Annotated in this window: 20 protein-coding genes; 8 read left to right on the forward strand and 12 right to left on the reverse strand. The window is 68.3% G+C overall.

What is annotated here, in order from left to right:
- Window positions 1–75: 75 nt before the first annotated feature.
- The 3 genes from BLW75_RS16735 to BLW75_RS16745 form a co-directional block, all read right to left on the reverse strand.
- Complete coding sequence (locus BLW75_RS16735) at window positions 76–1,401, reverse strand: erythromycin esterase family protein (protein WP_091597751.1); 1,326 nt, start codon at window positions 1,399–1,401, stop codon at window positions 76–78.
- Between the two features lie 192 nt (window positions 1,402–1,593).
- Window positions 1,594–2,436 (reverse strand): dioxygenase family protein, encoded by an 843-nt coding sequence (locus tag BLW75_RS16740; RefSeq protein ID WP_034313643.1) that lies wholly within the window; start codon window positions 2,434–2,436, stop codon window positions 1,594–1,596.
- Between the two features lie 78 nt (window positions 2,437–2,514).
- Complete coding sequence (locus tag BLW75_RS16745; RefSeq protein ID WP_034313645.1) at window positions 2,515–3,420, reverse strand: helix-turn-helix transcriptional regulator; 906 nt, start codon at window positions 3,418–3,420, stop codon at window positions 2,515–2,517.
- 135 nt (window positions 3,421–3,555) lie between these two features.
- On the opposite strand from BLW75_RS16745, the gene BLW75_RS16750 reads away from it, so the two are divergent.
- From BLW75_RS16750 to BLW75_RS16760, 3 genes are all read left to right on the forward strand, one after another.
- Complete coding sequence (locus BLW75_RS16750) at window positions 3,556–4,731, forward strand: glycosyltransferase 87 family protein (protein ID WP_091597754.1); 1,176 nt, start codon at window positions 3,556–3,558, stop codon at window positions 4,729–4,731.
- Window positions 4,719–5,468, forward strand: a complete 750-nt coding sequence (locus BLW75_RS16755; protein WP_034313647.1) for an SDR family NAD(P)-dependent oxidoreductase — start codon at window positions 4,719–4,721, stop codon at window positions 5,466–5,468. The genes BLW75_RS16750 and BLW75_RS16755 overlap by 13 nt, the downstream gene beginning before the upstream one ends.
- 555 nt (window positions 5,469–6,023) lie before the next feature.
- Window positions 6,024–7,280 carry an HNH endonuclease signature motif containing protein gene (locus BLW75_RS16760; RefSeq protein ID WP_034313649.1) on the forward strand — a complete coding sequence of 419 codons (1,257 nt, stop codon included), beginning with the start codon at window positions 6,024–6,026 and terminating at the stop codon, window positions 7,278–7,280.
- Window positions 7,281–7,481: 201 nt separating this feature from the next.
- Here the strand turns inward: BLW75_RS16760 and BLW75_RS16765 are convergent, their stop codons facing one another.
- The 3 genes from BLW75_RS16765 to BLW75_RS16775 all read right to left on the reverse strand — a co-directional run bounded on the left by BLW75_RS16765 (window position 7,482) and on the right by BLW75_RS16775 (window position 10,040).
- Window positions 7,482–8,678, reverse strand: a complete 1,197-nt coding sequence (locus tag BLW75_RS16765; RefSeq protein ID WP_034313651.1) for an FAD-dependent monooxygenase — start codon at window positions 8,676–8,678, stop codon at window positions 7,482–7,484.
- A 19-nt stretch (window positions 8,679–8,697) separates the two neighbouring features.
- Complete coding sequence (locus BLW75_RS16770; RefSeq protein ID WP_034313653.1) at window positions 8,698–9,258, reverse strand: TetR/AcrR family transcriptional regulator; 561 nt, start codon at window positions 9,256–9,258, stop codon at window positions 8,698–8,700.
- 83 nt (window positions 9,259–9,341) lie between these two features.
- On the reverse strand, window positions 9,342–10,040 hold the full coding sequence (locus BLW75_RS16775) for a type 1 glutamine amidotransferase domain-containing protein (protein WP_034313656.1): 699 nt from the start codon (window positions 10,038–10,040) through the stop codon (window positions 9,342–9,344).
- A gap of 121 nt (window positions 10,041–10,161) precedes the next feature.
- Here BLW75_RS16775 and BLW75_RS16780 point away from each other — a divergent pair, with 121 nt between their 5' ends.
- Window positions 10,162–11,064, forward strand: a complete 903-nt coding sequence (locus BLW75_RS16780; RefSeq protein ID WP_034313658.1) for a LysR family transcriptional regulator — start codon at window positions 10,162–10,164, stop codon at window positions 11,062–11,064.
- A gap of 85 nt (window positions 11,065–11,149) precedes the next feature.
- On the forward strand, window positions 11,150–11,338 hold the full coding sequence (locus BLW75_RS16785; protein WP_034313661.1) for a hypothetical protein: 189 nt from the start codon (window positions 11,150–11,152) through the stop codon (window positions 11,336–11,338).
- Window positions 11,339–11,449: 111 nt separating this feature from the next.
- On the opposite strand, the gene BLW75_RS16790 is transcribed toward BLW75_RS16785, so the two are convergent.
- Entirely contained in the window at window positions 11,450–12,406 is a 957-nt protein-coding gene (locus tag BLW75_RS16790) for a GlxA family transcriptional regulator (protein WP_034313663.1), read from the reverse strand.
- Between the two features lie 86 nt (window positions 12,407–12,492).
- Between BLW75_RS16790 and BLW75_RS42830 the strand changes: the two genes are divergently transcribed.
- From BLW75_RS42830 to BLW75_RS16800, 3 genes are all read left to right on the forward strand, one after another.
- Entirely contained in the window at window positions 12,493–12,636 is a 144-nt protein-coding gene (locus BLW75_RS42830; RefSeq protein WP_167373501.1) for a hypothetical protein, read from the forward strand.
- 23 nt (window positions 12,637–12,659) lie between these two features.
- Window positions 12,660–13,433, forward strand: coding sequence for a hypothetical protein (locus BLW75_RS16795; protein ID WP_143055329.1), 774 nt, complete (start codon window positions 12,660–12,662; stop codon window positions 13,431–13,433).
- A 201-nt stretch (window positions 13,434–13,634) separates the two neighbouring features.
- On the forward strand, window positions 13,635–15,380 hold the full coding sequence (locus BLW75_RS16800; RefSeq protein ID WP_034313664.1) for a BCCT family transporter: 1,746 nt from the start codon (window positions 13,635–13,637) through the stop codon (window positions 15,378–15,380).
- Window positions 15,381–15,443: 63 nt separating this feature from the next.
- On the opposite strand, the gene BLW75_RS16805 is transcribed toward BLW75_RS16800, so the two are convergent.
- From BLW75_RS16805 to BLW75_RS16825, 5 genes are all read right to left on the reverse strand, one after another.
- Window positions 15,444–15,809: a DoxX family protein gene (locus BLW75_RS16805; RefSeq protein WP_034313667.1), complete on the reverse strand. Its 366-nt coding sequence runs from the start codon at window positions 15,807–15,809 to the stop codon at window positions 15,444–15,446.
- Window positions 15,809–16,285, reverse strand: a complete 477-nt coding sequence (locus BLW75_RS16810; protein WP_034313710.1) for a carboxymuconolactone decarboxylase family protein — start codon at window positions 16,283–16,285, stop codon at window positions 15,809–15,811. Before BLW75_RS16810 ends, BLW75_RS16805 begins: the two co-directional genes overlap by 1 nt.
- A 27-nt stretch (window positions 16,286–16,312) precedes the next feature.
- Entirely contained in the window at window positions 16,313–17,176 is an 864-nt protein-coding gene (locus BLW75_RS16815; protein WP_034313668.1) for a sigma-70 family RNA polymerase sigma factor, read from the reverse strand.
- Window positions 17,177–17,248: 72 nt separating this feature from the next.
- Window positions 17,249–19,135: an OmpL47-type beta-barrel domain-containing protein gene (locus tag BLW75_RS16820; RefSeq protein ID WP_034313669.1), complete on the reverse strand. Its 1,887-nt coding sequence runs from the start codon at window positions 19,133–19,135 to the stop codon at window positions 17,249–17,251.
- Between the two features lie 70 nt (window positions 19,136–19,205).
- Window positions 19,206–23,171 (reverse strand): ThuA domain-containing protein, encoded by a 3,966-nt coding sequence (locus BLW75_RS16825; protein ID WP_034313672.1) that lies wholly within the window; start codon window positions 23,169–23,171, stop codon window positions 19,206–19,208.
- Window positions 23,172–23,173 lie beyond the last annotated feature (2 nt).

Raw genomic sequence — 23,173 nt, forward strand, 5'->3', positions numbered from 1 at the left:
CTTCGACTACTACCGAGATCCGTCGCGGCACGCCAGGTAAAACGGGTTAAAACCCCCTAAACGGGCGCGACGTCACTACCTTCTCAGATCGGCCTGGCGGACGTCGTGCAGGTGGATGACGACGTCGTAGGACCGTCCGAGCGAGATGGAGGCGAGATCGACGGGGAACTGCGTGCCGATGGTGCGGGTGGGCCTGGCGGTGTCCAGCCAGGCCCGCGCGGACGGCGGCGCGGTGCGCACGTCCAGGTAGAAGTCCTCGAACCGGACCTGGTCGAGGGTGTGTTCGTTCGAGCCGGACGGCGCGGCGGGAACGGAGAAGCGCTTCCAGTCGCCCTCGAGCGCCTTGTCCTTGGACAAGAAGGAACCCCGGTCGAAGCTGAAGCCGATCGGCAGGTAATCCCGGCCCAGCGTTTCGCGCAGGAAGGCGCCCTGGGTCTTCGGGTACATCGCAGGGTTGTCGGTGACGTAGGAAACGTGGCCGTTGTGCGCAGACAGCAGGATCCGATGGCCGGTCCGCCGCTGCCACCAGGCGACGTTCTCCGCCATCGCCCGGTCGCGAAGGATCTGCGCCGTGGGGAGGCCTTGCGGATCCGCGAGGTCGACGGCGAGGAACCGGGCTGTCTGCGCCACGAACCTGGCGTGCTGCTCGGCCCAGTCTCGGGCTTCCGCACCGCGCAGGCCCTTGATCAGCTCGTACGCCTGCTCCGCCTGCGTGGCGAGCCGCAGCCGCTCGTCGAGCGGTTTGCGCAGGTACACGAACGCGTCGTCGATCGGGCGCAGGCCCGTGTAGAGCCGGTTCAGCCGGGGCAGCTCCGCCGGGTGGTGCTGCCGCACGTAGTCGGTGATCCTGGCGAAGAACGCGTCGTTCACCGAAGGCGCACCAAGGTCGTCGCCGACGAAGTGCACGGTGCGGCCGGGGTGCGCGCGGTTGTACTCGCGCATCCACCGGATGAGGCTCACGAACTCCTCGCGGTCCCACGGGGAACCGGCCAGCGTCCGCCTGGCGATCTCCCGGGCGTCGCCCTTGCCGCCCTGGACGTACTCGTCGATCTCCAGGCCCGCGGACCAGCTCAGCTCCAGCGCGAAGGCCCGGAAGCCCTTTTCCTCGACGAGATAGCGGAACACCCGCTCCTTCATGGTGAAGAACTCGTGCGAGCCATGGGTCGCCTCGCCGAGGCCGACCACCTTCGCACCCCCGATCATCCCGCCCAGCGCCCGCAGGTCGGCGTTGTTCCGGCCTGGTTCGGTCGAGCGCAGCGGATGCGCGGCCCGGTCCAGCGAGCGCACCGGGGCCGGGCCCTCCTCCGCCAAAGCCGGGCCCGCCATGGGAGCGAGCAGCGCCCCGGCCACGACCGCGGCGACCACTCCCCGTCTCCCCCACCGTTTCCGGCGCTGTGTCATACCGTCCACCCCTTCGCTCCGATGTCGAAGACGATCATCGTCCGCGGACCGGGGGCGGCGCACTGAAGCAGAGCTCCCACTTGGGGTGAGGAAAACCCCACCCCACGAGGAGCGGGTGGACCCCGCCGCCGGGGTGTGGGACCCGGCGGCGGGAGTCCACCCGCGTTTATCTCCCTCCCCAGCGGCTGTCCGTCACTCCGCGCGCCACAACGCGGGTGTGGACGGCGGCTCCCAGCCAGGCTGGGCCGTGTGCGCCTGCAAGCACACGTAACCGCGACCGCTGTAGGTGACCCGGGCGCCCGCGGAATAGCCGGTTCCCGCCGCCCAGGTCGTCCCGCCGGGCGGGTTGGAGGTCGAAGTCGACGTCGTCGGCGTCGTACTGGTCGGCCGGGTGGTCGACGTCGGCGTCTGCGGCACGTTCAGCACGAAGTCGAACGCGGCCTGTTTGCCGGGAGGCTGATCGCGCACGGTCATCAGCAGCCGAGGGTCGAAGATCGAGTCGGTGTTGTTGCGCGGCTCGTTGGGGAAGTAGAGCTGCGTCGTCAGCACCGGCCTGCCGGGCGCCTGGACCTTGACGTGGATGTGCCGCGTACGGCCGGGGTACAGGCCGGGCACGATCGTGCTCAGCGAGAACGCGCCCTGGTCGTTGGTGAACTGGTGACCGCGGAAGGTGTACCCCACGTTGTCGTAGGCACCGTTGACGTCCGCCTGCCAGAAGTCCAGCAGCACCCGCGCGATCGGAAGACACCCGAGACCGAAGACGTAGCCGGAGACGGTGAGCCTCGTCCCTTGCGTGTTCGGCGTGACGAGTGACGTCCGCTGCGGGGAATTCGGCTTGAAGTAAGGACCTTCGGTCTGCGGCGGGGTCGGGTCGTCACCGTCGTCACAGGCGGGGGTCAGCTCGGGTGCCTGGCCGTTCGCGACGGTGGTGCGCGCGAGGGCGGGACCGCCGATCAACGCGACCGGAGCCGCCACACCCGCGGCGATCGCGGCCTTCAGCACGGTCTTCCGGCTGAGCTTGCTTTCTTCGTCCATACCTGCTCCTCGTGGGGGCTTCGGGAATCACCCTCGACGGTATGGAGAAGATCAGCTGCGGACGATGGACTGAGCTGGTCAGTCGTGGTGAATCTCCGGGGGCGCGTCGCCGGTCCTGCGGTAATCACCGGGGCTCAACCCCGTTTCCCGCCGGAAGAACCGGCAGAAATACGCGGGATCCGCGAATCCGACCCGGCTGGCGACCTGCCGCACGGTGAGATCCGTGCCGCGCAGGAATCGTTTCGCCTCCCTTGTCCTCGCCTCGCGCATCAGTTGCGCCGCCGTCCGGCCGGTCGCCGTTTTCACCGCGTCGGTGAGATATCCCGGCGTGACCCCGATTCGCTCCGCGAGCGCGCCCACCGACCAGAGCCCGAGATCGGGTCTGCCGAGCAGCCGGGCGAATTCCGTGCCCACCGCCTGCGCCCTGGCGGGCGGGCGCGGTTCCGCCAATCCCGGGAGGCGTCCCGCCCGCACGATCAGCACGTGCATCAGCGCCCGCAGCACCGAATCGGTACCCTGACCGCCGCACCGGAATTCTTCGTCGAGTTCGGCGACCAGCCGCGCCGTCTCCTCGGCCGCGCGCTCGTCGAGCCGCCACGGTTGTTGGCTGAGCCTTCGCAGGGTTTCGCGGTCCGACGGATGTTCGAGCAGGAAATCGTCGGTGAACAACACGACGAATCCGCTGAGATCGCGGGCATCCCAATGGTGCACCTGCCCCGGCGTTATGACCGCGAGTTGCGGCGGCCCCAATTCCCAGCGGGTGAAATCGATGACGTGGTCGCCGGTACCACCGGTGACATGGACTATTTCGTAAAAGGTGTGCCGATGCGGGAACGCCGCCCGCGACATCGGCCCGATCGTGTCGAATGTGCCGACCGTGAACGGCAGGGCGTCCGGCGCGCGGACCTCCAGCCGATGCAGTGGCAATTCCCCCGCCTTCGGTTCGAGGCAAGGCGTCCTCGGCAACACCGTCGTTCCGCGCATGGTCCGGTCCCTTTCACCACACTGGGAATAAAAAGTCTAGACCAATACCGGGTGCGTCGGCTGCCGACGGAAGTCGCTTGTCGCCGTCGGGGTACAGTCGGGATCATCGACGCACGTCCGAAGGGTCACCACGCGATGTCTCCCACCCAGTCGCGCGGTCGGACCTGGTGGCCGGTCGGCGCGTTCGCCGCGTTGGTGCTGGTGTGCGCCGTGGCCTGGGCGACGACGGGCACTTCCCACAGCGACCTCGAAATCTACCGCTTCGGCGTCGACACCCTGTGGAACGGCGGCGACCTCTACGGCGCGTTGCCGCTTTCCGACGCGGGCATCCCCCTGCTGTTCATCTATCCGCCGTTCGCCGCGCTGGTGCTCACCCCGCTGGCGCTGGTGCCCTGGAACGGCGCGGTGCTGCTGCTGTTCGCGCTCAGCCTGGCCGCGCTGGGAATCACCTTCTACGGGATCGTCCGCACCCTGTGGCCGTCCGGGAACCGGCGGAAGGCGCTGATCGTCGCGTCGCTGGCGATCACGCCGGCACTCTTCCTCGAACCGGTCCGCCAGACGCTCGGCTTCGGCCAGATCAACCTGGTGCTGATGGGTCTCGTCGCGGCCGACTGCCTGCTGGCCCGTGGCCGCTACCGGGGCATCGGTGTCGGTCTCGCGGCCGCGATCAAGCTGACGCCCATGGCGTTCCTGTTGTTCTTTCTGATACGCAAGGACTTCCGCGGCGCGCTGACCGCGTCGGGCACGTTCGTGGCCGCCTCCGCCGTCGCGTTCGCGGTCGCCCCGGAGGCTTCCGCGCGCTATTGGTTCGGCGGGCTCGCCGGGGCGTCCGGCATCAGCGGCACCTCGTTCCACACCAACCAGACCCTGCAGGCCGTGCTGGCGCGATTCGGTGTCGAGGGCGCCGCGAAGCCGCTGTGGATCGTCCTCACCGTTGTCCTGCTGGCTCTGGTGACGCTGACGATGTACCGCTCGGCGGTGGTACCGGCACTGCTGCTGAACGCCACGTTCGCCCTGCTCATCTCGCCGACGTCGTGGTCGCACCACTGGGTCTGGATCGCTCCGGCGCTGTTCACCACTGCCGCCTACGTGGTGCTCAGGCGCCGGGCGGTTTGGCTCGCCGTCACCGGGGTGGCCGCCACGATCTTCGTCGCGGCGCCGTTCCGGTACTTCCCCGCCTTCGATCGGCCGGGCCAGACCTGGACGACCACACAGCAGTGGCTGGGGAACTGTTACGTCGTCGCAGGCCTGGTCTTCGTCGTCGTCGCGGCCGTCGTCGCGCTGCGGAAAGGATCTCGATGCTCGACCTGAGCGACACCACGACTCTGGTCACCGGAGGCAGCGGCGGCATCGGTCACGGCATCGCCCTGCGCTTCGCCGAAGCGGGCAGCGCCGTCGCCGTGCACTACCACCGCGACGAAGCCTCCGCGCTCGCCGTCGTCGAGCGGATCCGGAACGCGGGCGGCACCGCCAAGACGTTCTCCGCCGACCTCACCGACGACGGCGAATGCCGGCGTCTCGTGGCCACCGCCGCGGCATGGACCGGGCGGCTGGACACGGTGGTCAACAACGCCGGCGTACAGCCGATAGAGCCCTTGCCGGGCATGTCCGCGGAAAGCTGGCGCGCCGTCCTCGACGCGAACCTCACCAGCGCGTTCTCCTGCACACAGGCCGCCGCCGAGGTGATGGACGGCGGCAGCGTCATCCACATCGCTTCGATCGAAGCGGCCAATCCCGCGCCAGGACACGCGCACTACAGCAGCGCGAAGGCCGCCCTGGTCATGCACGCCCGCGCCGCCGCGCTCGAATACGGGCCGCGAGGCCTGCGCGTCAACGCCGTCTCTCCCGGCTTGATCGACCGCCCAGGCCTCGGCGAAACCTGGCCGGAAGGCGTCCGCCGCTGGAAACAGGCCGCACCCCTCGGCAGGCTCGGCACCCCCGGCGACATCGCGAACGCCTGCCTGTTCCTCGCCTCGCCGCTCGCGGCGTGGATCACCGGGCACAACCTGACCGTGGACGGCGGCGTCTCCGCTCATCCCACTTGGTGATCACGGATTCGTGATTCCGTGGCGACTACTCGTCACAGCACACCTTCATCGGAGCCCGTGAATCTCCATGATCAGCGGCTCGTATTAAGCGGATTCAAGGAGTCAGTGCGCAGGAGTAGACCGGCTGTCCGCGGCGATGTCGAACTCGGCGTGACGGCTCATTTCCTTGCCTTGGTCGCTGATGCTGTTCTTGAAAGTTGCGGAAGGTGTTCGTCTTCTTGGTCGGCAGGCGCGCTACGCGTTCCGTTGAATGATCGTAGGGAATGCGGCCTGATCTGCGAGGCGTGGTCTTTGCCGGTGCTCAGATCGCCCCCTCGGCACCCTGGCACTGACCGGTCGTCCAGACTCGGCCGGTCCGGGTACTCACAGGACGAACTCGATGCCATCGCATCCGAACTCAACGACAGGCGGCGGCAGACACGGGGATGGCGCAAACTCGTGGAAACGTTCAGCAAAGTGTTGCCAGACCAGAGGCGGCGCACTCACCAGTGGAAACCATCGTTAGTCTGAATATGCTATAGCACAGGTGTTCGACTCAGGGGTAACGTCGACGTCGTGGCCAGCGACGATGCACCCCAGAAGACGTCCACCGAGTGGTGGCGCGTCGACACCGCGACGCTGCATGCCCGCAAACAAGAACTGGAAGTCTTGAAGCGACGGGCGGATGCGGAGCAGAACGCGATCCTGGCGGAAATCAATTCCCGCGGGGTACGCGGATGCAGCGGGCATTCGACCTTGGCGGCATTGATATTCGAGGACTTCCTCGTGACCGACAAGGAAGCCTCCGCCCGCGCCGACCGCGTCCTGGCGTTGCATCCCGGCCCGTCCATCGGCGGAGACCCCGAACCACCCCTGGCGCCGTTGACCGCCGAGGCCGCTGCGGAGGGCGCGATCGGCGGGTCGCAGATCGACGCCATCATCCGCACCCTCGCCCGTATCCCGTCCACCGTCCCGGAAGAAGACGTGCGGGCGGGGGAAGCGATCCTGGTCGAGTTGGCCCGCCGCGCCGGACCCCGGCAGATCGCCCGCGCCGGACGGCGCCTGCTCGACGAACTCGACCCCGACGGGAAAGAACCCCGTAACGAGGACCCGAAAGACACTCGGCCGGAGCTGCGGTTCGTCAAGCACCGCGACGGCACCCTCGGCCTGAAAGGCACCCTCGACCTGGAAACCTACGCCCGGTTGAAATCCGACCTGGACCCGATGGCCAAACCCCACAAAGCCATCGACGGCGTCCGGGACCCCCGCACCCAAGACGAACGCTACGGAGACGCCTTCACCGACTACGTCCGGTTGAAAACCACCAGCCGCAACCTCCCCGGCCAAGCAGGCGAAGCCACCCACATCCTCGTCACCATGTCCTACGACGACCTCATCCGCGACATCGGCGAAGCCCACCTGGACCTCGTGGGGCCGATCAGCGCCACCGACGCCCGCATCCTCGCCTGCGACGCCCGCGTCCGACCCGGCGTCCTCGGCACCGCCGGAGAGCCCTTGGACATCGGCCGGTCCAAACGCACCGTGTCCCTCGCCCAGAAATACGCGCTCACCCTCCGCGATGGCGGCTGCGCCTTCCCCGGCTGCGACATGCCCGTACCGCGCTGCACCGCACACCACATCGTCTTCTGGCGACACCACGGCGAAACCAAAATCGACAACCTCGTCCTGCTCTGCACCAAACACCACCGCCTCATCCACCACAGCGAATGGAAAGTCCACATCGCCCAAGACGGACTGCCAGAGTTCACCCCGCCTAGCTATCTCGACCCCACCGGGACATCGAGACGGAACACCATGCACCTCAGGACATAGGCCGACCCGGCGACGCCGGTCCGCGACATCGGCCAGCGCGGCTTCGACGTTCGACCACGTGGCTCCATCTCATCGGCCCGACCGCACCGGAGACCGGGCGGCCACAACCTCATAACCGCCGCCGGCCAGAACCGACCGCCGGGACCGCTACCAGCCAGAACCGCCGCCAGGACTGGCGCGGCACCGAGGCGCGCCGTGACATCACCGGCTCCGGATCTCGGCCCCATGCCTCAGATTCGTCACCAGCGCCGTCGACTTGCCTGTGACGGCGGCAGCGAGCGGCCGTTCGAGGCCGGGAAGACGGGCCACGTGAAGAAAAAGACGGCGCGCCTGGAGCAGGAATCGATTGGCGGGCAGGAACCATCGCGCGCCGCGGCGGGCGACCTGCTGCTTTTCGGTCACCACCGGCCGGACCAGTCTCTCGTACTCGGCGAGCGCGGTCTCGACCGAGGACGACCGAGTGAGCTGTTCGGCCAACACGAACGCGCCCGCGATCCCCAGCGAGGCGCCTTGTCCGGCGAGAAGGGAGACGGCATAACAGGAATCGCCGACGAGCACGACCCGGCCGCGGCTCCATGACGGCATCTCGATCTGCGCGACCTGGTCGTAGTAAACCTCCCCGGGCGGCGGACACAGAGCGAGCGCTCGGGGTACCGCCCAGCCCAGTGAACCGTAGGTCGTGCGCAGGGCGGCTCGCGCGTCGTCCGGCAGGGCCGGATCCGTCGTGCGGTGCACGGCGAACGCCGCGAGCTTGCCGTCGCGGAGACCGTAGAAACCCATCTGCATCCCGATCGTGTCGGTCAGGCAGAACCGCTCCCCCACCCACGCACGAATCTCCTCGTCCTCGAAAACGAAGGCCGCCGTATGAAACCCGAGATGACGCAAGAACCGGCTCTCTTCACCGAAGACCAGCCGCCGCACGGTCGAATGGATCCCGTCGGCGCCGATCAGCAGATCGGCTTCGAGTGTCTCGCCGTCCGCCGAAGTGACCAGCACCCGGTCACCGAGATCCTCGACTCCTGTGACCCCGGCACCGAACCGGACGTCCACTGTGGACGGAAGACCGCCGCGCAGGACACCTTCCAGATCGGGCCGCATGATGCTGCAGAGCCTGCCCCGCACCGATTTGGCGAACCGGACGTAGTCGATGGCCGCCCGGCGGCGACCGCGCTCGTCCAGCAAACTCGCCTCGTTCACCCGGTACGCCACGTCTTCGACCTGAGGCAGCAGGCCCATCTCCTCGACGGCGTCGAACCCGGGGCCGAAGAAGTCGATCATGTAGCCCTGCTCGCGCGGCCCCGAGGCCCGCTCCAGCACCACGACCTCGACGTCCAGCGTCGCGAGCCGGTGCGCCAGTGCGAGCCCGGTGATCCCGGCGCCGCAGATCGCCACCTTCATGGGGGTCCTCCCTTTCGGTTCAGTCGACGAGCCTGCGCAGGACGACAGGAGAGACATCGCCCGAATCCGGTCCGAGCGCCCGATGCAGCAGAAGCCCGTCCACCGCCGCGAGAAGGACCGCGGCCGTGTCGTCGGCGTCGGCCACCCCATGTCGCGCCAGCCAGCCGCCGAGCCGGATGCGCAGGTCGGCGAGCAGTTCGCGGATGCCTTGGCGCAGGGTGTCGTCGCGGGTCGCGGCGAGGTAGGACTCGGCGAACAGCAACGACATCGGGTCGGTGCCGGAGTAGCCGCCGACCGACGCCAGCAGTGCGTCCACGGCGTCCGACGGCGTTTCGACGGATTCCAGTGCCGGCTCGAAGGCGAGCGCGACCTCGCGCATCGCCCCCAGCACGGCCTCGATCAACAACGCCTGCAGCGAAGGGAAGTGATAGTGCACGACGCTCGGCGTGACACCCGCGCGTTCGGCCAGGATCCGGGTGCTGACCGCGGACCAGCCGAGTTCGGGCACGAGCGCGACGGCCGCTTCGAGCAACCGCCGCCGAACGAGCCGGCCACGCGCCGCGGCCGGGGAACCTGTCACCGGTGCATCTCCTAGGGCATTCGTCCTGTACGACTGCCCTGATCGTATGCCCGGATCCGGCCGCGGCGCAAACCGGCCCCTGCTCAAGCCGCCTTCAGGAGCTCCAGCACACGCTCCGCGGTTGCGACGCTGGACTGCGGGTTCTGGCCGGTGACGAGGTTTCCGTCGACGACGACCTCGCTCGACCAGGCGGCCGCCGGAGTGACGATCGCGCCCTGCTCCCGAAGCCGGGTCTCGACGAAGAACGGACTCTTGTCACCCAGGCCGCCCTGCCGTTCCTCTTCGTCGCTGAACGACGTCATCGAGCGGCCGGCGAAGGTGAACGATCCGTCTTCGCCACGCGCGCTGAGCAAGGCGGCGAGCCCGTGGCAGAGCGCGGCGATGGTCTTGCCGCGCGCGTCGGCGTCGTTGAGCAGGGTGCCGAGGTCGGCGTCGTCGACCAAGTCGGTCATCGGACCATGCCCGCCCGGCAGATAGAAGGCGTCGTAGTCGTCGGCTGAGACGCCGGAAAGCTTGAGCGGCGCCGAAAGATCCAGCCCCTGGAGGTATTCCGCGAACTTCGCACCCTCGGCGGGGTCGACGCCGCCGCGCTCGTCGAGGCTGATGGGATCGACGGTCGGCCGGTGCCCTGCCGGGGTCGCGATCTCCACCTGGTGACCGGCCTCGGCGAGCACCCGATGCGATGCGGCGACCTCTTCGGCCCAGAACCCGGTCGGGTGGTCGGTGCCGTCGGTGAGCCGCACGTGGTCGGCGGCCGAGACGATCATGAGGATCCGCGCCATGACTGTTCCTTTCGTTGTTCCGGGGCGTGTGCCCCACTGCCGCCTTCAACGAGGTCATGGCCACGCGTACTCCGCCTCAGCGGCTACGATCCATAAGATTTCTTATGGAATGGAGACTTGCATGCCCAACTTGGATCGGCTGGCGACCTTCCTGTCCATCTACCGCCAGGGCTCGCTCTCCGCGGCCGCGGCGGAACTCGGCCTGAGTCAGCCCGCCGTCACCGGCCAGCTGCTCAAGCTCGAGGAGGAACTCGGCGAACAGCTGTTCGTCCGGTCACGGCAGGGCGCGGCGCCGACCGCCCGCGCGGCCGAACTCGCCGCCAGGATCGGCACCCGCATCGACGAACTGCGGGGCGCGCTGACGGCCGGCGACGACGACGTCCAGTACCGCGAACGGGTGGCGCTGGGCGGTGCGAGCGACGGCATGGCCACGCGGTTCCTTCCCGCGCTGGCTCCGCTGACCGAACGTGGGTTGCACATCACCGTCACCCTCGGGCTCGCCGACGAACTCCTGTCCGCGCTCGAAGCCGCGCGCCTGGACCTCGTCCTCTCCTCGGTCCGCCCGCGCCGTCGCGGCATCGCCGCCATTCCGCTGATCGACGAGGAATTCGTCCTCGTCGCCGCTCCCGCCCTCGCGCGGAGCGTCGATCCCGTGCTGCTCGCGACCGACCCGGTGCCCGCGCTGGCCCATCTGCCGCTGATCGCGTACGCCGACGATCTGCCGATCATCCGCCGCTACTGGCGCAGCGAATTCGGGCGGCGGCCGCCGAACCGGGTCGCCATGGTCGTTCCCGACCTCCGCGCGATCCTCGCCGTCGTCGTCGCGGGCGCCGGGGTGAGCGTGCTGCCGCGCTACATCGCCGCGGCCGCGCTCGAAGCGGGCTCGGTCTCGACCGTGCACACCCCGGTGGTGCCGCCGCTCAACACGATCTATCTCGCGCACCGGGCGGGGACGGCGCGGCCGGTGGTGACCCTCATCCGCGACCGGCTGCTGGAACGCGCCCGCGTCTGGGGTTCGCTCTGAGTCCCCGGATGCGGCAAAAATGACCTCTTCCCGCGGCGGGACCGTCGCGAGGCTTGCTCTTCCGGATCCGTTTCTTGGAGGACACATGGTCTCGAAGCCCCGCCTCGCACTGGGAATGCTCGTTCTGGCCGCCTTGGCGGGCGGGCTGCTCGCGTTGCTCATCTCGCTCGACGTCGGCGCCTTCTGGGCCAAGACACTGCCGCTCGTGTTCCTGGCGGGCGGGGCGGCGCTGGCTCAATCCCTCGGTCTGTTCACCAAGGCACCGAAGGATTAGGACCGGTCCGTCAGCGTCCTGCCCGTGACCGGACTGGATTCACCGATGGCGCCGCACAGTGGGCCCACGACATCTTCGAGGCCGTCGGGCGGCGTTCCGCCTGAAGGGTGGTCAAACTCGCTGCGGCGCGAAGGTCCGGCGATAGTCCTGCGGGGAAACACCGACGACCTTGTGGAAATGGTGTCGTAGCAAGGCTCCCGAGCCGAAGCCGCAGCGGCGCGCGACCTCGTCGATGCTCATCGTCGTCTCCTCCAGCAGCGACCTCGCGTGCAGAACCCGTTGCGTCGAAAGCCATCGATGTGGCGTGGTGCCCGTCTCCGCGACGAACTTGCGCGCGAAGGTGCGCTCGGACATCCGGGCCCGGCGGGCGAGTTCGGCGACCGGATGTTCGTGGGCGATGGTGTCGAGCATCCAGGTGAGCACCGGCTGAAGGCTGTCCCCGGTGCACTCCGGGATCGGCACCTCGACGAACTGGCGCTGCCCGCCTTCCCGTTGCGGCGGCACCACCATGCGCCGCGCGATCGCGGTGGCCGCCGCGGAGCCGAGTTCACGCCGGACCAGATGCAGGCAGGCGTCGATGCCGGCGGCCGTCCCCGCGCTGGTGACGATGTCGCCGTCGTCGACGAAGAGGACGTCCGGGTCCAGCTGGGCCCGCGGGAAGCGTTTCCGGAACGCCGCGCTGTGACGCCAGTGGTTCGTGCACCGCCGCCCGTCGAGCAAGCCGGCGGCACCCAGCACGAACGCGCCCGTGCAGACCGAAAGCAAGGTGGCGCCGCGCTCCGAAGCCGCACGGAGCGCTTCGAGCACCGCGGGCGGATATTCGTCGCGCACGTCGCAGGCCGGGACGACGACGAGATCCGCGTCCTCGGTCGCTTCGAGACCGTGTTCCGGGGTCACTTTGACGCCGTGACCGAGGCTGAGCGGCACTCCCGCCCACTCCCCGCACACGCGGAAGTCGAGCAGGGGCACTCCGTCATCGGTGCGGTCGTAGCCGAACACCTCGCACACGACTCCGAACTCGAAGGCGGCGAAATCGTCCAGCAGCACCACGGCGACGCTTTTCAGCATGACCGGAGCCTAGCTGGCAGGATTTTGCCGCACAACGACAGAACTGCCACTTCTGGCAGGATGTCGAGTGGCGCAAACTTACTGCCATGACCGCAATCATCGTCACCCTCGCCCTGATCGCCCTCGTCGGCTACCTCCTGGAGCGCAACCACACGCGCCAGGGCCGCCCGGACACCGCCGGCGGAGACCCGCTCAGCCGCCCCTTCTGGAGAGGAGGCGCCACGGTCTAGGCTCTTTCGAAACTGGGGGTTTGATGGCCGGCAGACGGCGTTTTCTTCGTCCTGTCCTGTGGAGCGCGGCTGTGCTGGCCGGCGGCGGGGTGCTCTTCGCCGCCGTGTTGGCGGCCGACATTCCCTACGCGGACACCGAGCCGCCGACGACGAGCCAAGCTCCGAAGAGCCCGGCACCGCCTCCCTCGGCCGAAGCGGTACTCCCCGAGGCGACCTCCACCGTCACGACCACGGGCATCCGGACGGGGCCGGACGACCGCACTCTCCTGCTCCAGGTGCGGATCCCGGCCGGCTCGCCGCAGTGCGCCCGCGAGCCGCGGATCGAAGGCCTCACCGAAGAGAACGGCATCATCCACGCGAACGTCGTCATCGATGCCGTGGCCGCCGACTGCCGGGAAACGGTGCCGTCCGAGTTCAAGCTCACCACCGCGTCCCCGATCGCGAACCGGACCTTGATGCTCGGCTCCGGCGCTCCCTGGAACAAACTGCCCGACGGAACCTGGGGACACTGCGGCAGGCTGGGCTGCGACCCGCCCGCCGATCACTGCGCCGACGTCTGGATCGAGCAGACCCGCGGGGAGGCCATCGACTTCGACACGCGCGCCTGCGACCAGGGATGGCTCGTCGTCGACCGCCTCAACTTCCCCCAGAGCCCGTCCCTCCGCGTGCTCTACCGGTGGACACCCGAGGGGTGGCTCGGCGTGACGGGCGTCAAGTCCGAGGGCTGCGAGGAGATCCTCGCCAAAGAACCGCAGTTCACCAGGGCTCTCTGCGAGAAACTCGGCCCGATCTCCTGACCGCCTGTGTCACGAGCGCCACGTTGCCCGTCGAGACCCCCACCGGACCCGCATCCGCCGAGGTCAAGCCCGCAATCACGGCTTTAAACCACTTCGCCCGTATTTTCTGCCGGTTACCAGTTTTCTGGTTAGGGTGCAGTGGTGCAAATGGGTTAACATCGGGCGGAAGGAGCGCGCGCCGCAGTCGGCGCGTCACTGAACATGAGTTCGCAGGACGGTAAACAAGCGGAAGAAGAGGTCGTCGCGGAGACCGCGGGCGACCTTGCCCACGCGCCGGACACGACGGGCCCGGGCCACCCGCCCGACGAGCACGTCCCCCTCGACCTCGCCTCCGAACGACCCGCCGAGACCGACCGGACCGTTTTCGGTGTCGCGGCGGTGCTCGCGCTCGCGATCATCGTCTGGGGCGTGCTGGCCCCGGAAAATCTGGCGAGTGTCGCGTCGACCCTGTTGAACGACGCCGTGATCCCGTACGGCGGTTGGGCTTTCGTGCTGACCGCGAGCGGTTTCGTGCTCTTCGCGGTTTGTCTGGCCATAAGCCGCTACGGCCGGATCCCGCTGGGCGGGGACAAGGAACTGCCCGAATTCCGGACGTCCTCGTGGATCGCGATGATGTTCAGCGCCGGTATGGGCATCGGCCTGATGTTCTTCGGGGTGTACGAACCGGTCTCCCACCTCGCGAGCCCGCCCCCGGGCACCGCGGCCCCGAATTCCGACGAAGCCGTCCACACCGCGATGGCGACGACGCTGTTCCACTGGACCGTGCACCCGTGGGCGATCTACGCGGTCGTCGGGCTCGCGATCGCCTACAGCACCTTCCGCAAGGGCCGCACCCAGCTGATCAGTTCGGTGTTCGCGCCGCTGATCGGCAAGCGGCGCACCGAAGGCCCGCTGGGCAAGGCGATCGACATCATGGCGATCTTCGCCACGCTGTTCGGTTCCGCCGCTTCCCTCGGTCTCGGCGCGCTCCAGGTCGGCGGCGGCATGGGCGCCGTCGGCTGGATCGACGACCCCGGCAAGGGGCTGCTGGTCGCGATCATCGCGATCCTCACAATCGCGTTCATCGCTTCGGCGGTTTCCGGTGTGGCCAAGGGCATCCAGTGGCTGTCCAACATCAACATGGTGCTCGCCGCGGTGCTCGCGGTGTTCGTGCTGGTGGTCGGCCCGACCGTGCTGATCCTGAACATCGTGCCGGGCGCCATCGGCGACTACTTCCGCGAACTGGCGGAGATGTCGGGCCGCACCGGGATGACCGGCGGCGAGGAGATGCAGACCTGGCTCGGCGGCTGGACGGTCTTCTACTGGGCGTGGTGGATCTCGTGGACGCCCTTCGTCGGCATGTTCATCGCGCGGATCTCGCGCGGCCGCACGATCCGGCAGTTCATCTTCGGTGTCATCGCGATCCCGAGCATCGTGAGCCTGATCTGGTTCGCGATCTTCGGTGGCGCGGCGATCAGCAGGCAGCGAGCGGGGACGGACATCGCGGGCGCGGGCAGTGCCCAGTCGGCGACGTTCGAACTGCTCGAGACGCTGCCGTGGTTCATCCCGATCGCGATCCTGGTGATGATCCTGGTGTCCATCTTCTTCGTCTCCGGTGCGGACGCGGCGTCGGTGGTGATGGGTACCTTGTCCCAGCGTGGAAGCGTGCATCCGACGAAGGGTGTCGTGATCTTCTGGGGCGTGCTCATGGGCGCCGTCGCGGCGGTGATGTTGCTCGTCGGCGGGAACAAGGCGCTGACCGGTCTGCAGAACCTCACGATCCTGATCGCGGTGCCGTTCGTGTTCGTGATGGTCGGGTTGTGCGTGTCGGTCTGGAAGGACCTGCGCAACGACCCGCTGATGAAGCAGGAAGACGCGATGATGTTGTCGCTGAAGGAACTGCACGAGGAACGCACGAACGGCCACGCCCGCCGTCGCATCCTCGGACGGTCGAAGCAGCGCACCTGAGCTGATCGCGCGTGAAGGCCCCCTTCCCTCCGCTGAGCCGAGGGAAGGGGGCCTTCACGCGTTTCAGGCGCGTCCGATGGCGACGAAAGCGCACAACGCGAGGTAACCGAGATCCAGTAGCGCGACCAGCGGCTCGCGGCGGCGCAGGCGAACGACCACGGCGCCCGCCATCACCAGCGCCAGCCCGAGGGCGGCCAGCGGCACGAGTTCCGGCGCGATGTCGAGCAAGGCCGGGAGGATCAGGCCGGCCGCGCCCAGGATCTCGACCAGCCCGATGAACTTCACGGCGCCGGGGCTGAAATCCAGTACCCAGCCCGCGGCCGACGCCACCCCGGCGATCTTTTCCCTTCGCAGGAACAGTTTCCCGACGCCGGATACGACGTACATGACGGCCAGCAGCCAGGCGACGATCCACAGTGCGGTGTCCATCAATGCCCCGCGAACTGGCCGGGCGTGTAGTCGCCGGCCGGCTGCCGGGTGATGACGTTGAGCCGGTTGAAGGCGTTGATGAGCGCGATCTGGGTCACCAGCGCCACCAGCTGCTCGTCGTCGTAATGCTTGGCGGCGGCCGCCCACGCCTCGTCGGTGACTCCACTGCCGTCGGCGAGACGGCAGCCCTGCTCGGTGAGCTCCAGCGCGGCGCGTTCGGCCTCGGTGAACACCGTCGCCTCGCGCCAGCACGCGATCAGGTTCAGCCGGGTCGTGGTCTCCCCCGCGTGCGCCGCGTCCTTGGTGTGCATGTCGAGGCAGCCCGAGCAGCCGTTGATCTGGCTGGCCCGGATGTTCACCAGTTCCCTTGTCGCCAAGGGAAGTTCGCTGCCGTCGACGACTTTCGCGGCCGAAACGAGATGCTTCACCAGCTTCGGTGCGAGTGCGGTCTTGAGGTAATCGATCCTTGCCTGCATGGGTTTCTCCTTCTCGTCGGTGTTCACTTACTCCGACGAGGAGGACTCCCGAGAGGTAACACCCATGGCCGCGAGGCGACGCGGGTCACTCACGGACTCGATTTCGACGATGCGGCCGTCGACGACGGTGCAGGACATCACGCCCAGCAGCTTGCCGGTCCTGCTCCACGACACGATTCCCGGTTTGCCGTTGACCAGCGCGGGACGAGTGGTGACGACGGCGCGCGCCCCGCGCTGGACCCGCGTGGCCACCTCGGCCGCACCGAGCCGCACGACCTCGCCGTGCCGGCTCTGCGAGCGCCACGTCACGTCGGGGTCGAGCAACTCGACCAATCCTTCGAAGTCTCCTTTGCGCGCGGCCGCGAGGAACGCCTCGACGACCGCGTGCTGCCGCGGCTCGTCGGCGGGACGCCTTCCCTGCACCTTGCGGCGAGCGCGGCTGGCGAGCATCTTGGCCGCGGCCGCGGATTTGCCGAGGATCTCGCCGACCTCGGCGAACGGGACCCCGAACAGATCGTGCAGCACGAAGGCCAGCCGCTCGGCCGGGCCGAGGGCGTCGAGCACCACGACCAGCGCCACCCCGACCGATTCGGCGAGCAGCGCGTCCTCTTCCGGCGAGTCCTCCAGCACCAGCAGCTCGGGCGGCTCGTCGTAGGAGTCCTCGGGACGGGCTTTACGGGAGCGCAGGGCGTCGATGCAGACGCGGCCGACGACGGTGGTCAGCCAGCCGGACAGGTTGTCGATCGTGGCGGCGTCCTGGCGAGCCAGCCGCAGCCAGGCCTCCTGGACGGCGTCCTCGGCGTCCGCGCGCGAGCCGAGCATCCGCTGCGCCACGGCCACCAGACGCCCGCGCTGCTCCTCGAACGCGCTGGCCAGGGCTTCGCCGGTCATGTCGATACCTTTCTCGCGCCGAACCCGTCATGGACATGACGAGCGCGACGCGAGAAAGGTAACGGACCTCGCTCAGACGTCCCGGATCGGCGTCTTCACGGTCTTCTTCATGCCGGGGTTCTTCGTTTCCGGCTTCTTCTCACCGGGCTCGGGCTCAGCGGTAGAGCCGCCGATACCGGAGTCGATCGCCGCCGTGACGATCAGGTTCCGCTCGTCGGACGAGATGACCTCGCCGTCGAGGAGTTCCTGCGTCACGGCCCGCACGTAGGTCACGAACTGCTCGTTCGACGAGTAGTCCGACTCGTCGTCGATCACGTCGTTGATCGTGCAGCCGTTACCGGTGTCGCGGTTCTCGACCTGGCTGTCCGCCGTCCCGAGGATCACGGTGTCCCGGACGTCGGAGTCCGGGCACGTGTCCGGGCCCGGCGGCGCGGCGACGATGGTGAACGCGCCGCCCTGTTCCGCCGAGACGTTGCCCGCCTTGTCCGACGCGCGGTAGGTCAGCGTGTGCGTGCCCAGCGTGGTCACCTTCACCGGCGCGGTGTAGACCGTCCAGGCCCCACCGTCCAGTTTGTACTCGATCTTGTCCACACCGGACCCGGTGTCCGTCGCGGTCAGGTTGATGGTCGCGTCTTCGATGTACGACCAGCTTCCGTCCAGATCACCGCTCACCACCACCGAAACCGCGGGCGCGGTGCTGTCGTCGCCCTCGACGATGGTGAACGTCGCCGTGCCTTCCGCCGAGACGTTGCCCGCCTTGTCGGTCGCCTTGTACTTCACGGTGTGGGCGCCGACGACGGTGAGCGCGAGCGGCGCCGAGTACGCCAGCCACGGGCCGCCGTCCAGCTGGTACTCGACCTTGCCGACACCCGAGCCGGCGTCGGTCGCCGCGAGGGTCACGGTCGCCTTGCCGATGTAGTTCCCGGCGGTGTCCTTGGTCCCGGTCACCTCGGAGGTCACGGTCGGCGCGGTGGTGTCACTGCTGACGATGGTGAAATGCGCCATGCCCTCCGGCGAGACGTTGCCCGCCTTGTCCGACGCGCGGTAGTGCACCATGTGCATGCCCGGGGCGGCGACCGCGACCGGAGCGGTGTACGCGGTCCACGCACCTTCGTCCACTTTGTACTCGACCTTGTCGACGCCGGATCCGGCGTCTGTCGCGGTGAGCTTCACGGTGGCGGTGTCGACGTAGTTGCCCGCCGTGTCCTTGGTACCCGTGACCTCGGAAGTCACCGTCGGCGGTGTCGTGTCGCCGGGCTGCCCGGTGACGACGGTGAACGACGACATCCCTTCCGGCGAAACGTTTCCGGCCTTGTCGGACGCCCGGTAGTGGACCATGTGCGCCCCGGCGGCGGAGACCGCCACGGGTGCCGTGTACGCGGTCCAGGCGCCGCCGTCGAGCTGGTACTCGACCTTGTCCACACCGGACTGGCTGTCCGAAGCGGACAGGTTCACCGTCGCGGAACCGACGTAGTTCCCGGCGGTGTCCTTGGTCCCGGTCACGTTCGCGGTCACCGTCGGCGGCGTGGTGTCCGGGGTCGGCTCGCCGGTGACGACGAACTCGCCCATCATCTTGGTGTGACCCTGGATCGTGCAGTAGTAGCGGTACTTGCCAGGGGTCAGCGTCACCGTGGCCTGGTGCACGCCGTTCTTGTCGTCGTAGGGGTTGGCGAGGATGTTGAGGTTGACGTCGTGGTTGTAGCCCGGCGTCGACGTGTCGAACGTCAGCGTGTGCGACATCGTCGAACCGAGCTCTTCGGTGTTCTTGAAGACGATCGTGGTCTCACCGGCCACCGCGGTCGACGGCGCGCTGAGGTAGTGGTCGGTGCTGTCGCCCGCGGTCCATTCCAGGGTCTGGACAGGGGCGGCGGAGGCGGGAGCGGACGAGCCTGGCAACACCAGGCCCGCCAGCGCGAGTGTCGCGGCCACCAGGGCCACGACGAGGGTTCTTGGGGACATCGCAGGGAAACCTTCCGTACAAGGGAGACCGGCCGGGCACGCGGATCCGCGCGCCCGGCCGGTTTTCGCGCTACAGCTGCCGCACCCGGATGTTGCGGAACTCCATCAGGTCGTTGTCACCGTGGTTCTGCAGACCGATGAACCCGCTGACGAACTGCCGGAAGTCGGTGGACGGGTCGCCCGCCCGCGACGAGGAGATCCCCGGCGCGTTCTCGAACTCGTTGATCACCACACCGTTGCGGATGATCGTGTACTTCTGCCCGACGACCTTGACCTCGTACTCGTTCCAGGTCCCCTTCGGCTTCACGCCCGCCTGGTCCAGCGGCCGCGGGTCGAAGTTGTAGATCGACCCGGTCTTCTGCGGTTCGCCGGTGGCCCCGTCGTACAGCTGGACCTCGTGGCCGCAGTAGATCGCGACCCAGGCCTGCGACGTCCGAGCCGAACCGACCGTGCCGCAGCTGCCCGGCGGACGCTGCTCCAGCGGGGTGCGCGGATCCGGGAACCGGACGAACACACCGCTGTTCGCGCTGCCGTTCGGCGCGATGTCCTTGAACTGCAGCTTCACCGAGAAGTTGCCGAACTGCCGTGCCGAGTACCACAGCATCCCCAGCCCGCCCGACGGTCGCAGTGACCCGTCCGGCTGGATGGCGAACTGCCCGGACGGCGCCTGCGACCAGTTCCGGAACGACTCCGGCGTGCCGTCGTAGATCGCGTCGTAGCCGGTGACGCCCTTGTTGCCGATGGGCGACGCGGCGGCCGCGGCGTTGATCTTGTCCGACTCGGCCGCGTTCAGCACACCGAGGTCGCCCAGCCGGTCCACGGCCTGGGTGACGTGGTTGACGAAACCGGCGTGGGAGGTCCACGTGCTCTCGTCGTCGATCATGTCGTCGACCGTGCAGCCGCCACCGGCGTTGCGGTTGGTCACCCCGGTGTCGGTGTCACCGATGGTCACCGTGGCACTGGGATCCGCCACGAGACACCCGACGCTCACCGAGTTCCGCGTGGTCACCGTCTCGCCGTTCGCGTAGGTCACGGTCAGCTTGGCGGTGTACAGCCCGGTGCGCGGGTAGGTGTGCCGCGGGTCGGGCTGGGTCGAGATCGTGCCGTCGCCGAACTCCCACTTGTAGGAGACGCCGCCGGACTTCGACCCGGTGAAGGCCGCGGTGAGCGGCTTGTTCTGCACCATCGTCGAGGACGCCGCCGCGGACGGGGTGGCCTCGCCGCCGATGTAGCTGATCTTCAGCAGCTTCTGGTTGTTGGTCAGGGTGAAGAAGCCGCCGCCGTAGTCGAGCGCGTACAGCGCGCCGTCCGGCCCGAACTTGGCGTCCATCCACTGGTTCAGCTTGGTGTCGCCACCACCGGTCGGGATGATCTGCCGCACGGTCTCGGCGAACACCGGCGGATCCTGCTTCGCGACGCCGTTCGGGTCGAGGGTGACCGCGATCCGGTTCTGCCCGTTGCTCTGGTCACCGATGAACCACTTGTCGTTCCAGTAGGCGGGCCACGCGACGCCGCTGTTGGTGTTGACCAGTTCGCGGTGGTACGTCGGCCCGGTCATGACCGCCTGGCCGCCGCCCTTGAGGTAAGGCTGCGTGTAGGTGGCCTCGGCCGCGTTGTACGTCGGGACGGAGCTGTTGGGGCGGTTGGGGAACACCGGCCCGCCGCCGTCCGGCGCGTACCAGATCATGTTCTTCTTGATCGGCGGCAGGTTCACCAGGCCGGTGTTGCGCGGCGAGGTGTTGACCGGGTTGTCGCAGTCGTACCAGCCGGTGAGGACCGCGGCGTCGGTGCTGCTGCGGTCGCGGTACGGCTGCTTGTTGCCCATGCAGTACGGCCAGCCGTGGTTGCCCGCCTCGGTGATGACCGTGGCGGTCTCGTACTTGGCCGGGCCGAGCTCCGGGCTCGGCGAGGACGCGTCCGGGCCGACCCACGCGGCGGTCAGCCAGTTGGTCTTCTTGTCGACTTGCAGACGCGAGATGTTCCGCACGCCCATCACGTAGATCTCGGGCCTGGTCTTGTTCCCGGGGTCGTTGGCCTCGGGGAACAGGTTGCCCGCCGGGTTGGTGTAGGTACCGTCCGGCTCCGGGTGGATCCGCAGGATCTTCCCGTTGAGGTCATTGGTGTTGCCGGCGGTGCGGCGCGCGTCCTGGAACGAGACGCCCTTGTAGTCCTGGGTCCAGTTGTTGCCGGAGTACCCGTTGGAGCCCTGCGACGAGTTGCTGTCACCGGAACCGATGTAGAGGTTCCCGTCCTTGTCGAAGTCCATCCCGCCGCCGGCGTGGCAGCAGCTGTGGACCTGGACGTCCCACGACAGCAGATCCTTGCGGGTCGCCTGGTCCAGCGTCTGGTTCTTCAGGTCGTAGGTGAACCGCGAGACCGTGCGCTTGCCGATCCGCTTGTCGATGTCGACCGACGCGTGCGGCATCCAGTAGGCGTACATGAAGCCGTTCTCGCTGAACTTCGGGTCCAGCACGAGACCGAGGAGGCCTTCCTCGTTCTTGACCAGTTCGTCGCCGCTGCCGCGGTTGCCCATCACCTTCAGCGTGGTGAGCAGCTTCGGCTTCTTGGTGACCGGGTCCCACTGGTGGATCGTGCCGCAGCCGGCGCCGATCTCGGGGTTGGTCCAGTCGTTCGGCGCGGGCACCGTGTTGCCGGCGCAGGCGGCGCGGCCGATGTAGAAGACCCGGCCGTTCGGCGCGATGGTGAGCCCGTGCGGCTCGCCCATCTGGTCCAGCTGGCCGGGCTGGTTGATCCCGGTCAGGCGTTCGACCTTGTAGTTGGCCGCGATCCCCGCCTTGCAGTCACCGCGCACCATGCCGGTGGTCCACTTCAGCGCGCCCAGGATGTGGCTGCGGAACTGGGCTTCGCCGTAGCTCGCCTCGGTCCGGCCCATGCCGGTGTAGAAGGAGCGGCCGCCGTCGTAGTCACGGCACCAGGAGATGGGGTGGAAGGCGCCGTTCGCGCCGACGCCCGGCTTGTAGGTCGATTCCTCGACCTGCGCGACCGTGTGCACGGTCCCGACCGGGTTGACCTCCCAGTTGAGCCACCGGTCGGTGCGGACCCACTTCTGCGGCAGTCCCGCGGTGGCCGGGTTCGCCTTGTCGAGGACGTCGACCGTGGCCTCGGCCGGCGGGCTCTCCGGCGGCGGCGGGGTGGTCGAGTTGTCCTTGTACAGCTTCCAATCGGCCAGCTGGATGAGCGGTTCACCCGCGTTGGCCGTGATGTTCAGCCGGTAGTTCGCGTAAGCCGTGGTGTTGGCGAAGGTGAACTTGCGGCTCACGAACCGGTCGGCGAACGTCTCGTTGGTGCGAGTGTCCAGATCGGTCCACGTGGTCCCGTCGTTGGAGCCCTGCAGGGTCCAGCTCTTGGGGTCACGTCCGGGGAAGTCGTTCGCCGACACGAGGTCGTAGCTGCTGACGGCGACCGGGGCGGCCATCTTGTAGGCGACCCAGCCGGTCGGCTGGAACGCCAGCCACTTGGTGTTCTCGTTGTTGTCGGCGAGCTTTTCCTTGCTCTCGTTGGGCGCGTTCTCCGCGCTCGCGGTGACCGAGGCGACCGCCTCCGGCGTGGGACGCGCCCCCACCGGACGGGCGCCGATCAGCCCGGAGAACCACTGCGAGCCGTCCTGCGCCCGCGCGGCGTCGGACAGGCCGAGGAAGCCGCCGCCCGCCTTCATGTAGTTCTGCAGCGAGGTTTCCTGGTCGCGGTTCAGCGTGATGCCTTGCGCGGACAAGAAGACGACGCCGCGGTACTTCGCGAGGTTCGCCTGCGTGAACACCGCGGGGTCCGAAGAGGACGATACCGAGATCCCGTTCGCCTGGCCCAGGCTTGCGATCGCGTCCGTGGCGCGCAAGACGGGGTCCTTCTGGTCCGCGGCGGCGCCGTGGAAGACCAGCACGTTGATCGGGACGTTCGTCGCGGCTTCGGCGGTCACCGGTGCGATGGCCAGCGGAAGCCCGGAGGTGACGACGGCGCCGACCGCGAGCGCGGCCAGTGACCGTCTGCGGAGCCGACGTTGCGAAAATACTCGTCTCAAGT

The sequence above is a fragment of the Amycolatopsis lurida genome (assembly GCF_900105055.1).
Classification (GTDB): domain Bacteria; phylum Actinomycetota; class Actinomycetes; order Mycobacteriales; family Pseudonocardiaceae; genus Amycolatopsis; species Amycolatopsis lurida.

Coding starts and splice junctions, on each gene's coding strand:
- BLW75_RS16810 (WP_034313710.1), bottom strand. CDS start 16,285: ATGCAGGCAAGGATCGATTACCTCAAGACCGCACTCGCACCGAAGCTG.
- BLW75_RS16790 (WP_034313663.1), bottom strand. CDS start 12,406: ATGCTGAAAAGCGTCGCCGTGGTGCTGCTGGACGATTTCGCCGCCTTC.
- BLW75_RS16735 (WP_091597751.1), bottom strand. CDS start 1,401: ATGACACAGCGCCGGAAACGGTGGGGGAGACGGGGAGTGGTCGCCGCG.
- BLW75_RS16765 (WP_034313651.1), bottom strand. CDS start 8,678: ATGAAGGTGGCGATCTGCGGCGCCGGGATCACCGGGCTCGCACTGGCG.
- BLW75_RS16780 (WP_034313658.1), top strand. CDS start 10,162: ATGCCCAACTTGGATCGGCTGGCGACCTTCCTGTCCATCTACCGCCAG.
- BLW75_RS16755 (WP_034313647.1), top strand. CDS start 4,719: ATGCTCGACCTGAGCGACACCACGACTCTGGTCACCGGAGGCAGCGGC.
- BLW75_RS16775 (WP_034313656.1), bottom strand. CDS start 10,040: ATGGCGCGGATCCTCATGATCGTCTCGGCCGCCGACCACGTGCGGCTC.
- BLW75_RS16750 (WP_091597754.1), top strand. CDS start 3,556: ATGTCTCCCACCCAGTCGCGCGGTCGGACCTGGTGGCCGGTCGGCGCG.
- BLW75_RS16805 (WP_034313667.1), bottom strand. CDS start 15,809: ATGGACACCGCACTGTGGATCGTCGCCTGGCTGCTGGCCGTCATGTAC.
- BLW75_RS16795 (WP_143055329.1), top strand. CDS start 12,660: ATGGCCGGCAGACGGCGTTTTCTTCGTCCTGTCCTGTGGAGCGCGGCT.
- BLW75_RS16815 (WP_034313668.1), bottom strand. CDS start 17,176: ATGACCGGCGAAGCCCTGGCCAGCGCGTTCGAGGAGCAGCGCGGGCGT.
- BLW75_RS16785 (WP_034313661.1), top strand. CDS start 11,150: ATGGTCTCGAAGCCCCGCCTCGCACTGGGAATGCTCGTTCTGGCCGCC.
- BLW75_RS42830 (WP_167373501.1), top strand. CDS start 12,493: ATGACCGCAATCATCGTCACCCTCGCCCTGATCGCCCTCGTCGGCTAC.
- BLW75_RS16820 (WP_034313669.1), bottom strand. CDS start 19,135: ATGTCCCCAAGAACCCTCGTCGTGGCCCTGGTGGCCGCGACACTCGCG.
- BLW75_RS16745 (WP_034313645.1), bottom strand. CDS start 3,420: ATGCGCGGAACGACGGTGTTGCCGAGGACGCCTTGCCTCGAACCGAAG.
- BLW75_RS16800 (WP_034313664.1), top strand. CDS start 13,635: ATGAGTTCGCAGGACGGTAAACAAGCGGAAGAAGAGGTCGTCGCGGAG.
- BLW75_RS16740 (WP_034313643.1), bottom strand. CDS start 2,436: ATGGACGAAGAAAGCAAGCTCAGCCGGAAGACCGTGCTGAAGGCCGCG.